This is a genomic window from Macrococcus brunensis (genome assembly GCF_022343725.1).
Classification (GTDB): domain Bacteria; phylum Bacillota; class Bacilli; order Staphylococcales; family Staphylococcaceae; genus Macrococcus; species Macrococcus brunensis.
In genome coordinates, this window is sequence record NZ_CP092179.1 from 2,009,957 (window position 1) to 2,025,187 (window position 15,231).

15 protein-coding genes are annotated in these 15,231 nt (G+C 43.0%); 2 read left to right on the forward strand and 13 right to left on the reverse strand.

Going from position 1 to position 15,231, the window contains the following annotated elements; all coding sequences use genetic code 11:
* Positions 1 to 70: 70 nt before the first annotated feature.
* The 9 genes from gltX to MGG13_RS10695 form a co-directional block, all read right to left on the reverse strand.
* Positions 71 to 1,525 (reverse strand): glutamate--tRNA ligase, encoded by a 1,455-nt coding sequence (gene gltX, locus MGG13_RS10655; protein WP_239034846.1) that lies wholly within the window; start codon positions 1,523 to 1,525, stop codon positions 71 to 73.
* A 15-nt stretch (positions 1,526 to 1,540) separates the two neighbouring features.
* The gene (ispF, locus tag MGG13_RS10660; RefSeq protein WP_239034847.1) at positions 1,541 to 2,020 is read right to left on the reverse strand and encodes a 2-C-methyl-D-erythritol 2,4-cyclodiphosphate synthase; all 480 of its coding nucleotides are present in this window, start codon (positions 2,018 to 2,020) and stop codon (positions 1,541 to 1,543) included.
* Positions 2,008 to 2,694: a 2-C-methyl-D-erythritol 4-phosphate cytidylyltransferase gene (ispD, locus tag MGG13_RS10665; protein ID WP_338041182.1), complete on the reverse strand. Its 687-nt coding sequence runs from the start codon at positions 2,692 to 2,694 to the stop codon at positions 2,008 to 2,010. The genes ispF and ispD overlap by 13 nt, the downstream gene beginning before the upstream one ends.
* On the reverse strand, positions 2,694 to 3,746 hold the full coding sequence (locus tag MGG13_RS10670; protein WP_133431825.1) for a PIN/TRAM domain-containing protein: 1,053 nt from the start codon (positions 3,744 to 3,746) through the stop codon (positions 2,694 to 2,696). The genes ispD and MGG13_RS10670 overlap by 1 nt, the downstream gene beginning before the upstream one ends.
* A 14-nt stretch (positions 3,747 to 3,760) precedes the next feature.
* A complete protein-coding gene (radA, locus tag MGG13_RS10675; RefSeq protein ID WP_239034848.1) occupies positions 3,761 to 5,125 on the reverse strand; it encodes a DNA repair protein RadA in 1,365 nt (454 codons plus the stop codon).
* Positions 5,126 to 5,219: 94 nt separating this feature from the next.
* On the reverse strand, positions 5,220 to 7,658 hold the full coding sequence (locus MGG13_RS10680) for an ATP-dependent Clp protease ATP-binding subunit (RefSeq protein ID WP_239035721.1): 2,439 nt from the start codon (positions 7,656 to 7,658) through the stop codon (positions 5,220 to 5,222).
* Positions 7,659 to 7,669: 11 nt separating this feature from the next.
* Positions 7,670 to 8,674, reverse strand: coding sequence for a protein arginine kinase (locus MGG13_RS10685; RefSeq protein WP_239034849.1), 1,005 nt, complete (start codon positions 8,672 to 8,674; stop codon positions 7,670 to 7,672).
* Positions 8,664 to 9,044, reverse strand: a complete 381-nt coding sequence (locus tag MGG13_RS10690; protein ID WP_239034850.1) for a UvrB/UvrC motif-containing protein — start codon at positions 9,042 to 9,044, stop codon at positions 8,664 to 8,666. Before MGG13_RS10690 ends, MGG13_RS10685 begins: the two co-directional genes overlap by 11 nt.
* A gap of 11 nt (positions 9,045 to 9,055) precedes the next feature.
* On the reverse strand, positions 9,056 to 9,514 hold the full coding sequence (locus MGG13_RS10695) for a CtsR family transcriptional regulator (RefSeq protein WP_239034851.1): 459 nt from the start codon (positions 9,512 to 9,514) through the stop codon (positions 9,056 to 9,058).
* Between the two features lie 160 nt (positions 9,515 to 9,674).
* Here MGG13_RS10695 and MGG13_RS10700 point away from each other — a divergent pair, with 160 nt between their 5' ends.
* The gene (locus MGG13_RS10700) at positions 9,675 to 10,895 is read left to right on the forward strand and encodes a NupC/NupG family nucleoside CNT transporter (protein ID WP_239034852.1); all 1,221 of its coding nucleotides are present in this window, start codon (positions 9,675 to 9,677) and stop codon (positions 10,893 to 10,895) included.
* A 38-nt stretch (positions 10,896 to 10,933) separates the two neighbouring features.
* Here the strand turns inward: MGG13_RS10700 and MGG13_RS10705 are convergent, their stop codons facing one another.
* The 4 genes from MGG13_RS10705 to pdxS all read right to left on the reverse strand — a co-directional run bounded on the left by MGG13_RS10705 (position 10,934) and on the right by pdxS (position 13,758).
* On the reverse strand, positions 10,934 to 11,479 hold the full coding sequence (locus MGG13_RS10705; RefSeq protein WP_239034853.1) for a LutC/YkgG family protein: 546 nt from the start codon (positions 11,477 to 11,479) through the stop codon (positions 10,934 to 10,936).
* 67 nt (positions 11,480 to 11,546) lie between these two features.
* The gene (locus tag MGG13_RS10710) at positions 11,547 to 12,200 is read right to left on the reverse strand and encodes a nitroreductase family protein (protein WP_239034854.1); all 654 of its coding nucleotides are present in this window, start codon (positions 12,198 to 12,200) and stop codon (positions 11,547 to 11,549) included.
* Positions 12,201 to 12,302: 102 nt separating this feature from the next.
* On the reverse strand, positions 12,303 to 12,869 hold the full coding sequence (pdxT, locus tag MGG13_RS10715) for a pyridoxal 5'-phosphate synthase glutaminase subunit PdxT (protein WP_239035722.1): 567 nt from the start codon (positions 12,867 to 12,869) through the stop codon (positions 12,303 to 12,305).
* Between the two features lies 1 nt (position 12,870).
* The gene (pdxS, locus tag MGG13_RS10720) at positions 12,871 to 13,758 is read right to left on the reverse strand and encodes a pyridoxal 5'-phosphate synthase lyase subunit PdxS (protein ID WP_133431817.1); all 888 of its coding nucleotides are present in this window, start codon (positions 13,756 to 13,758) and stop codon (positions 12,871 to 12,873) included.
* 101 nt (positions 13,759 to 13,859) lie between these two features.
* Between pdxS and pdxR the strand changes: the two genes are divergently transcribed.
* On the forward strand, positions 13,860 to 15,224 hold the full coding sequence (gene pdxR, locus MGG13_RS10725; protein ID WP_239034855.1) for a MocR-like pyridoxine biosynthesis transcription factor PdxR: 1,365 nt from the start codon (positions 13,860 to 13,862) through the stop codon (positions 15,222 to 15,224).
* Positions 15,225 to 15,231: the final 7 nt, after the last annotated feature.

The following is a 15,231-nucleotide window of genomic DNA, read 5'->3' on the forward strand; positions in this document are numbered from 1 at the left end:
CGTCTTTTCACCAGCCAGACGCTCTCTACTGGACATTCATCATTTACTCTGTCTTCCTATCTAATCGTTATTATACTGTGTAAGGTGCGATGCGTTCAAGTACTTTCTCTTTACCCAGCAGTTCCATTGTGTTCGGCAGTTCCGGACCGTGTGTCTGTCCAGAGACCACTACACGAATCGGCATAAATAAGTTTTTACCTTTAATGCCTGTTTCTTTCTGTACAGCTTTAATCGCCCCTTTAATCGATGTTGCATCAAACGTTTCAAGTTCATTCAGCTTCTCTTTTAAGACACGCATCAGTTCAGGTACTTGTTCACCGTTTACCACTTCAGTCGCTTCGTCACTCAGTTGTAATTCATCCTTGAAGAACAGTTCAGACAGTTCGACGATTTCGCCTGCATAGCTCATCTGCTGCTGGTAAAGTTCCACTAAACTTTTAGCCCACTTCAGCTCTTCTTCTGATGGATTCGCTGAAATAAGTTCTGCTTTTTCCATGTGAGGCAGTGTCATTTCGAAGACTGTATCCAGATCTTTTTCTTTCATATACTGGTTATTGATCCAGGCGAGTTTCACTTTATCAAAGAAAGCAGGTGATTTGCTCAGACGGTTCTCGTCAAACATTTCAATGAACTGTTCTTTAGAGAAGATCTCTTCTTCACCGAATGGCGACCAGCCAAGTAAGCCAATGAAATTGAACAATGCTTCTGGCAGGTAACCTAAATCATGATACTGCTCGATAAACTGAATGATAGAGCCGTCTCGTTTAGATAGTTTTTTGCGTTCTTCATTGACGATTAACGTCATGTGCCCGAACGTCGGGATTTCATAACCGAGCGCCTCATAGATCATCATCTGTTTAGGCGTGTTGGAAATGTGGTCATCACCGCGAATAACATGAGAAATCTCCATGAAGTGATCATCGATTGCTACTGCGAAGTTATATGTCGGAATGCCGTCTTTCTTTACGATGACCCAGTCACCGATGCCGTCAGATTCGAATGACACTTCACCTTTAACCATGTCATTGAACGTATAAGTTTTGCCTTGTGGCACACGGAAACGGATACTTGGTTCACGTCCTTCAGCAATGAAGGCTTCTTCCTGTTCCTTCGTTAAATGTGCGTGCTGTCCGCCGTAGCGAGGCATCTCGCCGCGTGCCTGCTGTTCCTCGCGCTCTGCTTCTAATTCTTCAGATGTCATATAGCAGCGGTATGCTTTATCTTCAGCGAGTAACTGCTCCACAATAGGATTGTAGATATGCGCACGTTCAGACTGACGATAAGGACCGTAGCCGCCGTCTTTATCAACTGATTCGTCCCATTCAAGCCCTAACCATTTAAGATAGCGGAGCTGTGATTCTTCGCCGCCTTCCACATTACGAGCGGTATCTGTATCTTCTATACGGACGATGAAGTCACCGCCGTTATGTCTCGCAAATAAATAGTTGAATAATGCTGTTCTAGCATTCCCGATGTGCAGAAAGCCGGTTGGTGACGGCGCATATCTGACTCTTACTTTATCCATTTATGTCACTCCAATTTAATTAGTTTGATTCAATAATACCACAGCCTGAGCGGCAATTCCTTCTTCTCTGCCCAGGTAACCCATCTTCTCATTCGTTGTTGCTTTAATATTCACCTGATCGGTATCGGTTTCAAGTAATTCTGCAATAACCTGACGCATTGCATCAATGTGTGGACGGAACTTTGGTTTTTCAGCTACAATCGTCGCATCAATATTGCCGATTGTGTACCCTTTTTCTTTAACCGCTCTATATGATTCCGTCAGTAAGATTTTTGAATCCGCATCTTTAAATGCCATATCTGTATCCGGGAACAGTTTGCCGATATCACCAAGAGCCGCGGCACCGAGCATCGCGTCTGTAATCGCATGAAGCAGTACATCTGCGTCACTATGGCCGAGTAGCCCTTTCGTATGAGGGATTTCGAGCCCTCCGATGACCAGCCGACGTCCTTCTACCAGTTGATGCACGTCGTAACCAAATCCTATTCTGAACATTCTATCCCTCTTTTCTTCATGATCGCTTCAGCAAAATATAAATCTTCCGGCGTCGTGAGTTTGATATTGTCATAATCGCTGACGACAACAGAAACTGGCTGTCCAAGACGTTCAACAAGAGAGGCATCATCTGTGCCGAGAAAGCCGTCACGTTCTGCCTGATTGTAGGCTTCCAGAAGCAGATCATACGTGAAGGCCTGAGGTGTCTGTACCTGCCAGAGTGTCGTTCTATCAAGCGTGTGATCGATGACCAGCTCATTGACGACTTTGATTGTATCTTTAACCTGTACAGCAGCAATAACCGCTTTTCTTGCAAGGGCCCCGTCATAAAGCTGCGTCAAGGTTTCATGTGAAACAAAGGGACGAGCTGCATCATGCACCATCACAACAGCGCAGGGTGGAATCGTCTTCAGCACATTATGAATACTGTACTGCCTTTCACTGCCGCCGATCACCAGCCCTTTCACTTTTGTGAATCCTTGAAGAATATCTGTCAGTTCTGTCAGTTCTTCCTGACGCGCTGCCAGATAAATCGCATTACAACTTGCATCCTGCTCAAATCGCGAAACAGTATGAAAGATGACAGGGCGGTGTTTCAGCTCAAGCAATACTTTATTTTTATCGCTGCCCATTCTTTTGCCTTGTCCTGCTGCAGGAATAATAACTGTATACATTATTTATCCGCTACTTTCTTTGTGAAAATAATTCTGCCTGAAGCCGTCTGAAGTATAGACTGCACTTCTACCTGATGTTCCTCACCGATATTCTGTTTTGCATGATCGACGACAACCATCGTGCCATCTTCAAGATAACCGACACCTTGATTTTCTTCTTTCCCAGTCTTAGTAATCAGCAGTTTAAATCGATCGCCTTGCTGGACGACTGGTTTGATTGCTTCAGAAAGATCATTGACGTTCAGCACTTTAATCCCTTGTACACGGCAGACTTTATTTAAGTTGTAATCTGTTGTAATGACGCTCGCTTTCGACTCCGCTGCCATCTTCACTAACAGCTGATCAACTTCACGAATCTCCTTATGTCCTGGAACAATCTTAACCGGATGGTCAGATTGACGCAGCGCCTCGAGAATATCCAGTCCTCTTTGCCCTTTATCACGTTTGAGGCCGTCTGTAGAGTCTGCGATCAGTTGCAATTCATCAAGAACACCTTGCGGCACAATAATCGTGCCATCCAGGAAACCGCATTTCACAATTTCTAAAATACGCCCGTCGATAATCGCCGATGTATCCAGCAGTTTAGAACTATCGTTTACTTTTCGTTTCTGTCCCTGTAATCGTTCAGGCAGCATGTTCTGAATCTCCTCACGCTTCTTGAGCCCTACCTGAAAGCCCAGATAACCGAGAATAACTGCCAGAATAATGGGGATCGTATTACGCAGAAGCGAAAAACCGATCGAAACAAGAATAAGACTGATCATAGAGGCAATAGCCAGACCGATCATCATTCCTAGTGTCGCAAAGATGATCTCCATCAAGTTTCTTTTGAGAAGTAAACCTTCACTTTTCTCAATCAGCGCCACGACTTTATCAATAAGCCAGTAAAATAATAACATGAAGACAATGATACCTAAAAGGCCATCAACATAGGTGTTCATCAGTATGGGATGCAGTTTAAGATCAAAGATACGCGTAATTTCCGGCACCATAAAAATACCGAGTGAAGCACCAATAACAATAAAAACAAGTGTCATTAAACGTTTTAACATATGTTCACCTCCCTTTAGTTAAAAGCAATTCTAATTGCTTCCGCAATATTAGTAATACCCAAAATTTCGATGTTTGGCGGAAAATCCCAGCCACCGATATTATTTTTGGGGATAATCACACGTTTAAAACCAAGTTTAGCTGCCTCCTGGACACGTTGCTCTATACGTGCAACCCGTCTCACTTCTCCTGTCAGCCCTACTTCACCGATATAGCAGTCATCGCCGCGCGTTGCTTTGTCGCTGAAGCTGGAAGCAATACTGATGACCACGCTTAAATCGACAGCCGGCTCATCCAGTTTGACCCCGCCTGCCACTTTAATATAGGCATCCTGTTGCTGCAGCAGGAGTCCCTGCTTCTTCTCCAGGACAGCCATTAATAGACTGAGACGGTTCTGATCGATGCCTGTAGATGTACGGCGCGGATTATGGAATGACGTCGGTGTCACAAGTGCCTGTACTTCTACAAGTAGAGGTCTTGTGCCTTCCATCGTCGCGACAATAGTAGAACCGGCCACATTTTTTGTCCGTTCTTCCAGGAACATTTCAGACGGGTTAAGTACTTCTTTCAGACCGGCTTGACGCATCTCGAATATACCCATTTCATTCGTTGAACCGAACCTGTTTTTTACAGCGCGCAGTATGCGGTAACTATGATGTGTATCGCCTTCGAAATAAAGAACGGTATCCACCATATGTTCGAGTAGACGCGGTCCGGCAATCTGACCTTCTTTCGTCACGTGACCGACAATGAATGTCGCGATGTTCATGGACTTAGCCATGCGAAGCAGCTCCTGTGTACATTCACGGACTTGCGATACAGAACCCGGTGCTGAAGTGACTTCTGGATGGAATATCGTCTGGATAGAGTCGATAACCAGAAATTTCGGCTCAATTTTCTTGACTGTCTCATGAATAATCTGCAGATTCGTCTCAGCATAGACACTGAGTTCTCCTGCGTCTTCACTAAGTCGGTCAGCACGCAGTTTGGTCTGGCGGACAGATTCCTCCCCAGAAATATAGAGCACGTTGTCATGCTGTGATAGTAGCGCACAGACTTGCAGCAGGAGCGTTGATTTACCGATACCCGGGTCCCCACCGATTAAAATCAGTGAACCAGGAACGATTCCCCCACCCAGAACACGGTCAAATTCTTTAATATAGGTCGTCGATCTTGGTGTTGTTTCTTTTGTGACATCTTTCAGCTTTTCTACTTTCTGATTAGCAGAAGTGTCTGTAATAGCCGTCTTCGGCCCTTTGGCTTTATGTTCAATGACTTCTTCCATCTGATTCCAGGCACCACAGTTCGGACACTTACCCATCCATTTGGGTGACTGATAGCCACAAGCCATACATTCAAATGTTACTTTTGTTTTTGCCAATGAAGTTCCTCCTGTATGTTTATCTTTCCATTCTAAACTCTTTTTATGCGTAATACAATTAAACCCCTGAAGCATATACTTCAGGGGTTTAATCTTATTCTGCAGCTGATCTTGCGACAGTCTGAATATCAAATTTATCGTTTACATAATCAATTTTGACATCCTGTCCTGCCAGTGTCTGACCTTTCAGCAGTTCTTCGGATAACTCATCCTCAATATTCTTCTGAATCGCACGTGCGAGCGGACGAGCACCGTATTCAGGATCATATCCTTCATCTGCAATTTTTTCTTTCGCTGCATCTGTTAAAGTGATATGAATATCCTGTTCTTCCAGACGTTTCGCCAGGCTTCCGACCATCAATGTAACGATTTCTTTCAAGTGTTCTTTTTCAAGCTTGTGGAAGACAATGATATCGTCTACACGGTTTAAGAACTCTGGACGGAACTGATTTTTCAGTTCGTTCATCATCGTTTTACGGATTGTCTCATAATCAGGACCCGTTGTACTTGCACCGAAGCCAACAAATTTGTTGTCTTTCAGTTCCTGTGCACCGACGTTAGACGTCATGATAATGACCGTGTTACGGAAATCGACTGTACGACCTTGTGCGTCTGTCAGACGACCATCATCCAGCACTTGAAGGAGCATGTTGAAGACATCTGGATGCGCTTTTTCGATTTCATCGAATAAAATCACTGAGTAAGGTTTACGGCGAACTTTCTCCGTTAACTGACCGCCTTCTTCATGGCCGACATAACCTGGAGGAGAACCCACTAATCTTGAAACGCTATGTTTCTCCATAAATTCACTCATATCGACTCGGATCATGGCATCTTCTTCGCCGAACATGGCTTCAGCCAGCGCTTTAGCAAGCTCGGTCTTACCGACACCTGTTGGTCCAAGGAAGATAAAGCTGCCGATTGGGCGTTTAGGATCTTTCAAGCCAGCTCTTGCACGACGTACCGCTTTAGAAATAGACTGTACTGCATCCTGCTGACCGATGACACGGTTATGCAGAATCTCTTCTAAGTTGAGCAGCTTTTTAGATTCCGTTTCAGCAATCTTATTAATCGGAATACCTGTCCACTGTGCAACTACTTGTGCAATGTCATCTTCAGTAACAGCTGATTCTGACTGACCCTGACTTTTCTTCCATTCTTTTTTTGTTTCGTCGAGCTGTTTTTCAAGTTTTGTCTGTTTGTCACGAAGGGATGCAGCTTCTTCAAATTCCTGAGAATGAACAGCAGCATCTTTCTCTTTTTTAATCTGTTCGAGCTCTGATTCCATCTCTTTCAGGCTTGGCGGTGTTGTATGGTTGCGAAGTCGTACTTTAGAACCCGCCTCATCTATTAAATCAATCGCTTTATCCGGCAGGAAACGGTCAGAGATATAACGGTCACTCATCTTAACCGCTGCCACTAAAGCATCATCAGTAATTTTAATACGGTGATGTGCTTCGTAACGGTCGCGCAGTCCTTTCAGTATTTCAATCGCATCTTCGATATTCGGTTCGTTGACTGTGACTGGCTGGAAGCGACGTTCCAGCGCCGCATCTTTCTCGATATACTTACGATATTCTTCAAGTGTCGTCGCACCGATACATTGCAGTTCACCACGTGCCAGTGCCGGTTTTAAAATATTTGAGGCATCAATTGCGCCTTCAGCTCCACCTGCACCGATCAGTGTATGCAATTCGTCGATGAAGAGAATGATATTGCCTGCCTGATGGATTTCATCCATCACTTTTTTCAGACGTTCTTCAAATTCACCGCGGTATTTAGTCCCTGCGACAACCGTACCCATATCTAAACTCATGACACGTTTACCTTTTAAAGTTTCAGGTACTTCGTTATTGACGATTGCCTGCGCTAACCCTTCAACAATCGCTGTTTTACCGACACCAGGCTCACCGATTAAAACAGGATTGTTCTTCGTACGTCTACTTAACACTTCAATCACACGAATAATTTCCTGGCTACGACCGATGACCGGATCAAGCGTTCCTTCTTTCGCGATAACAGTTAAGTCACGTGCCAGACCATCAAGTGTCGGTGTCCCTTGTGATTTTGAACCCTGTGCATTTTTAGCACTCATTTCCGGGCTGCCAAGCAACTTCACGACTTGAGCGCGTGCTTTCGTAATATTTAAGTCCAGATTAGCAAGAACACGTGCTGCAACGCCTTCATTTTCACGAATCAGACCAAGCAGGATATGCTCTGTACCGACAAATGAATGATTCAGGCGACGAGCTTCATCGAGTGATAATTCAATCACTTTTTTCGCTCTTGGTGTGTACTGAATCGTACCGCCAAGTCCTGTACCGTGACCAATCAGCTGTTCTACTTCATTGATAATTTTTTCTTCTGTAATATCAAACTCTGCCAGTACTTTTGCTGCAATACCGTCAGGTTCTTTGACAAGACCAAGCAATAAGTGCTCAGTTCCGATATTATTATGCTGCAGACGAATCGCTTCTTCCTGCGCATGTGCAAGGACACGCTGTGCGCGTTCTGTTAATTTACCAAACATTATGTTTCCTCCTTTTAAAGATGCTCTCTAAGCATCTTGGCTCTTTTTTCATCTATTTCAAGTGCTTCATTGATTGTATTCAGAAAAGGGGGCTGGATCGCCATCATCAGTTCATTAAATCGAAAAGGCTGTGTGGGAATGATTCCCATATCTATACCCATTTTCACTTCACTTAGTCTCAGACTTGCTTCTTCTGCACTGATCAGACGTGCATATTTTAAAATACCAAGACTGCGGTTGATGCGGTCAGATGTTTCGATATAATCATAATCAAACAGCCGTTGACGCATCGCTTCTTCCTCACCGATAATCTGTTCCACAATCTGCTTCAGGTCACTGATAATTGCTTCCTCGCTCTTACCGAGTGTCAGCTGATTGGATACCTGGTAGACATGTCCAAGACCCTGACTGCCTTCACCATATATGCCGCGAATTGTGTAACCGAAGCGATTGATTGCCTGCGCAATACGCGTCATGCGCTTCATAATAGAAAGTCCCGGCAGATGAAGCATGACACTCGCTCTAAGACCCGTACCGATATTGGTCGGGCAGGTCGTTAAATAACCGAGCGTTTCATCAAAAGATAACGTCATCTTCTCATCTATCTGCTGATCAATTTCTTCGGCTTTCAGATAAAGCTGATCAAGAGATAAGTCACGACCCAGTACTTGAATACGAATATGATCTTCTTCGTTAATCATAATGCTGACGGATTCATCTTCATTGAGGAAGACGGCCCCATAAGGCTGATTTAGCAGTTCCTTACTCACGAGATGCTTGATGACCAGCATCTGTCTGGCATTGACATCAAGGTCAGCAAGTCTCACTTCATCGAACTGCGGCGCCAGGACAGCAGATACTTCGTTCAGCACCTGCTCACCTGTCTGATCATCATACATGAGCGGATGCACAAAATTCTCAAGGTTACGGGCGAGTCTAATTCTGGAGCTCAGGATAATAGGCTGGTCTTCCTGCTGCATCCAGTCTCCAAGCTGCATATTTAAATGTTTATCCAGCATCGGAATCCTCCCTTTCTCTGAGTGCCTTAATTTCATCGCGCACAGTCACCGCTTCTTCAAAAGCCTGTTCAGCGACCAATCCTTCGAGTTTAGCCTCGAGCGCTTCTATCTGTTTCTTCAGCTTAATTTTTTCTGCCGACTTAAGAGGTGCTTGTCCGGTATGTTTCTGGTTGCCAGCCTGCACGCGTTCGACAATCTGCGGCACATAGTCACTGAATGCTGAATAGCAGGTATGACAGCCGAACTTACCGATATGCAGCGCTTCATTAAGCGCCAGGCCACAGTTCGGACATACGGGTTCTGATTGCTCTTCTCTAAGCAGATGTTTCAGAAGCTGGTTAATTGTAAACTCTTCATCATTATAGTTCATGCTGCACCTCACTAATGGTAGCGAACAACTGTCAGGACACTCTGCAGAATATTCGCTCTGATATAATCTCTATACGGTACATCTACATATAATGTATCGCGATGAATCGTCGCAAGAAGCAGACGCTTCTCACGGTCTGAAATCAAGTCATTCTGTGACAAAGCGTCAATGATATGCTCTGCCTTCTGCTGACTGACATGCTGTCCTGTCATTGCACTCAAGTGATCAATAAAGGCGCCCTGATTATTGGATTCAATCTTCGTAATACGGATATAACCGCCCCCACCACGCTTACTCTCAATCTCATAACCATGTTCACTTGTGAAGCGGGTCTTGATGACATAATTTAATTGCGACGGTACACAATCAAATTTCTCAGCAATCTTTGAACGTTTAATTTCCACGGCATCCCCGCTCTGTTCAAGTAACTGCTTCAAATATTGTTCGATAATGTCAGACATATTTTTCATGATTTCACCTCTTTTTGACCATCTTTGACTTTATTATAGGGACAATGCAGAATGAGTGCAAACAATTTGTCTCTCACCTCCGAAAGAGGTACCGCTTTCATAAAAAATATAGTATGATATTTAATGATGTTTTAATCTATATAGGAAAGAGAGGAAAAAAATGAATTATATTATTGGCGTAATTGGTATCGTCATCTTCCTATTACTCGCATGGGCAATCAGTTCAGATAAGAAAAATGTGAGATGGCAATATATTGGTATTATGCTAGTGATCCAGTTTCTCCTGGCATTCTTATTGCTCAAGACACCTGGAGGAGTCTGGCTCGTAGATAAGCTTGCAACTGGATTTGGTTTCTTATTAGGATACGCTGCTGAAGGGGTCAACTTTGTTTTTCCTAACATGGTCAACCTGAATGAAAAAGGCGAGGCCATGAATAACTTCTTTACTCAAGTCTTACTTCCCATTACTTTTATCTCTGCTTTAATCGGTATTCTTCAGTATTTAAGAATTTTACCTTTCATTATTAAATACTTAGGTCTTGCGATTTCTAAAATCAACGGCATGGGTAAACTGGAATCATACAATGCTGTCGCTTCAGCTATTCTAGGACAATCTGAAGTATTCATTTCATTAAAGAAACAGCTTCCTTATATTCCTAAACACCGTTTATATACTTTAACAGCTTCAGCGATGTCGACTGTATCACTTTCAATTGTCGGTGCCTACTTCACAATGATTAAACCAGAATATGTGGTAACAGCGATTGTCTTAAATTTATTTGGTGGTTTTATTATCGCTTCTATCATCAATCCTTATCGTGTTTCAGATGAAGAAGAGAACAGTGTTATCATGACTGAAAATGAACATAAACAGTCATTCTTCGAAATGTTAGGTGAATACATCTTAGACGGTTTCAAAGTAGCCATCATCGTCGGTGCAATGCTGATTGGTTATATCGCTTTAATTGCCATGTTAAACGGAATCGTCGATGCGGTGACGCCAGGTGAATTCAACTTCCAGACATTACTGGGTTATGTCTTTGCACCACTTGCCTTCTTAACAGGTATTCCTTGGGGCGATGCAGTTCGCGCAGGTTCGATCATGGCAACTAAACTAGTATCGAACGAATTCGTCGCTATGCTTGATGTACAGAATATCGTCGATAAAAATACAGGTGAATTATCTGAACGTGCGATTGGTATCGTGTCAGTATTCTTAGTTTCATTCGCTAACTTCTCATCTATCGGTATTATTGCCGGTGCAATTAAATCATTGAATGACAAACAAGGTGACGTCGTTGCAAGATTTGGTCTGAAATTACTTTACGGTGCGACACTTGTATCATTCATCTCTGCGACTATTGCAGGATTCTTCTTATAATAAAAAAAGCTTCGAAATCAATTGATTTCGAAGCTTTTTTAATAGTCTTCAACGATAATATAAGTCGCTTTGATTGGACCATGTACACCCACAACCAGTTTCATCTCAATATCTGCTGAGTTGGATGGACCAGTGATCAGGTTGATACATGTCGGAAAATCCGAATCATTATTTCTTAGATTGATCTGCTCGGCTGCCTGCGTAAATCGCGGCACAATCGTTGACTTCGGAATAATGGCGACATATGTAGCCGGTAGCAGGCTGACACTGCGTCCTTTTCCTTTATCTGCGTATAGGACGACTGTGGCACTTTCAGCAAGCGTCACATCACTGAAAGTAATACCGATGTTCGCACGTTCTGCGACTTCGATATTTTCTGCACCTTTGTCCTCATCCCAGATAAAAGTATCATATCTTTTTAAATCAATGTTCAGCTCATCAAAACGTGGATCATTCCAGGCGATGACTTCTCCGCCACCATATGTGTCAATAACATGCGCCAGTACCTCATTCAGTTCAGCTGAATTTGTTTCAACGATATCTGTATGAATAGCAATGCTGTGCTGCTTCATGACTTCTACCAATTCATCCTGTGATAAGCCTGCTAATGTCTTATCCTGGGGTCAGTCCGGGAATTCCCTCCTTGAGCTTTTATTGTCCAATGATACCTTCAGCGTCGCCACCATTAAAGGAGACAATCTCCTCTATTTCATGACGGCTGCTGTCATGAGGTGCTTTCACACCTTTCCCCATTGCAATGAACATGACAGGCACGTAGCGCTCTTTATTGATACTCAAAGCCTCCATCACTTCATCACGTTCAAAACCACCGATCGGATTCGTATCATAGCCATGATCTTTTGCAATCAGCATCAGCTGCATCGCTGCTAAATTCGCATCCATCATACCTTGCACTTTGATATAACTCTCAGGTGCCTGAGATAATGCACCTTTTAGTGCGGCAACGTTTGTCGTCATCACTTCCTGTGGCATGTATCCCAGTTCTACACTCTTACCATATACTTTTTCAATATCATGGACATGCTCATTGTCAGACAGCACCAGGACAAATGCAGCACTTGTTTCTAACTGACGCGTATTAAAACGGACCAGATCCTTAATACTTTCTTTAGCTTCATCAGACTCGACAACGACGAAGCGCCAGGGCTGCAAGTTAACTGACGACGGTGCTTCAGCAGCAAGTTTAATCATTTCAAGCATTTCTTCGCGCGGAATCTTAACGTCTGGATCGAATTCTTTAACCGATTTTCTAGTTGTGATAGCTTCTGTGAGTGACAGACTCATGATACAAAACTCCTTTAAATATAATGACACATTATAGCATCCTTCAGACTAAAAATCCTGCTAGCTGTTTACAAAAAAGTCACCGGCATAGGCCGGTGACTTCTATTTGTTTTTAGCAACCATCTCTTCGATGAAATACTTCATGATCTTAATATCTTCTGTCAGTTCCGGATGAAACGAAATACCTAAGTATTTATCCTGTCTTACCGCTACCATCTTATCTTCTACTTCACTTAAAACTTCTACATCATCATCTACTGAGACGATGTGCGGCGCACGAATGAAAACCGCATTGACCTGTTCTTCAATGCCTTTTACATCAAGATCTGCTTCAAAACTGTCAACTTGACGTCCAAATGAATTACGGCGTACCTTAATATCCATTTTCTTCAGATGGCCTTCATCGTAGCCTTCTATTTCGTCAGCGAGAAGGATAAGGCCTGCACAGGTGCCATACATCGGCAGTTCACTTTTGCGCAGCGCTTCAGTGAAACCATATAAATCCATTAACCGGCGCATCGTTGTCGATTCTCCGCCTGGTAGTACAAGACCATCAATGTCTTCCAGCTGGTCGACGTGTTTAACCGGAATACCTTCATGTCCATTCAGTTCGATATGCTTCAGGTGCTCGCGAACGGCACCCTGCAGCGCGAGTACACCAATCTTCATCTTACCAGCCACGTTCCTGCATTCTTTCTTCAAGAGAAAGAGAATTGATATCTAAACCTTTCATCGCTGCGCCAAGCTCCTTAGACAATTCACCGATCAGTTTATAGTCCTGGTAGTGTGTAGTCGCCTGTACAATCGCTTTAGCAAATTTTTCAGGTGATTCAGATTTAAAGATACCAGAACCAACGAAGACACCGTCAGCACCCAGTTCCATCATCAGTGCAGCATCAGCTGGTGTTGCAACACCGCCTGCAGCAAAGTTGACAACCGGTAACTTGCCGAGCGTTTTGATTTCTTTTAAGACTTCGTAAGGTGCACCCAGTAATTTAGCTTCCGTCATGATCTCATCATCGTTCATCACTGATAATTTACGGACTTGTGCATTCACTTTACGTAAGTGACGGACAGCTTCTACAATATTACCTGTACCCGGCTCACCTTTAGTACGAAGCATAGCAGCGCCTTCACCGATACGACGTGCAGCTTCACCTAAGTCACGGCAACCGCATACGAATGGAACAGTAAACTCATCTTTCTTTAAATGAAACTCTTCATCAGCAGGTGTCAGAACTTCTGATTCATCGATGTAATCCACACCCATCGCTTCTAATACACGAGCTTCTGTAATATGTCCGATACGGCCTTTAGCCATAACAGGAATAGAAACAGCGTTCATTACTTCTTCAACGATACGAGGATCCGCCATACGTGCAACGCCGCCTGCTTTACGGATATCACTTGGTACACGTTCTAAAGCCATAACTGCTACCGCACCAGCAGCTTCAGCCAGTTTAGCCTGCTCCGCGTTGACAACGTCCATGATGACGCCGCCTTTTTGCATTTCTGCCATACCACGTTTTACTTTATCTGAACCTAAAATTTTAGACATTTGATACACTCCTTCAATTTCATTTCACCTACTAATGTAGCGAATAAACTGATATTATAAAAGTATCAGTTTTAATAAAAATTAAGGGGTCAGTTTACCATATGGAAATGCTTACATATAAGTTTACAGAAGACACTTTTCTTTATCAGCAGCTTTATCAGTTTATTAAACAGGATATTCTGTCAGGCAAGCTGATACAGAATGAAAAGCTTCCCTCTAAGCGTAAGTTAAGTCAGCATCTGAACTTAAGTGGTACGACAATAGAGATTGCCTATCAGCAGCTGCTTGATGAAGGATTTATTTATTCAAAACCGCAAGTGGGTTATTTTGTAGAAACGATAGCAACGCTGAACAGCGCACCAGAAAACAGAATAGAAGATAGACAACCCGAAAAGAAGAGGGACAGGCCTTCATTTAAAATCGAAGACAGCCATCATTCCGGTTTTCCTCATCACCTTTTCAGAAAGTATGCTAAAGAAGCTTTTGAAATTGAAATGGACGAACTTTTAGACCGAGGACATCCTCAAGGTGAATACGCCTTAAGAGAGCAAATCCGCCGTTATCTCTATCATTCAAGAGGCGTCAATTGTCGCAACGAACAGATTATTATCGGCAGTTCAACTGAACAATTGTTTACCCTTGTGACACGCATACTACCCGAGGCAGCCTATCAAGTCGAAGATCCTGGTTATCCTCTTATCCGAAAAGTACTTAAGTACGAGAATAAAACATATCTGCCCGTTGAAGTAGATGCAGAAGGCATAGTCGTCGACGCCCTTCATCAAACAGCTGATATTGTTCATGTAACACCCAGTCATCAGTTTCCAACAGGAGCCGTTCTGTCAGCAAGGCGAAGAACAGAATTATTAAAATGGGCTATGAAGCAAGATAGATATATTATAGAAGATGATTATGACAGTGAATTTAGATATAGAGGGCAACCTCTAAAAGCTCTACAAGGACTCGATACGCATCAGAAAGTCATCTATATGAGTACATTTTCAAAATCAATATACCCCAGTATTCGTGTTGCTTATATCGTACTACCAGAACCACTACTCAAAAAATATCATGAGCTAAAGCATAAACCCAATATGACTGTGCCTAGACACATTCAATATATCATCACGCGTTTCATGCAGTCAGGAGAATTTGAACGTAACATCAACAGAACAAGAAAAGCTTATAAGAAAAAACTGGATGCGGTATTAGAAGCACTTAAACCTTTTCAGCAGGAAATAGCAATCAGCGGGGAACAAGCAGGTATGCACTGTGTCATCACTTTCAACTATCCACTTATAAAACCGGAGGATGTCGAAGTAAGTTTAATCAGTGACTATGCTGAACACAATCAGAAGATATATAAACAGCAGCTTATTTTAGGATACGGAGGGCTAAAAGATGGTTCAATCAGAAATGATATAGAGAATTTAATGAATAAATTAATACAAAAAAAAGAGACCTGACAGGTCT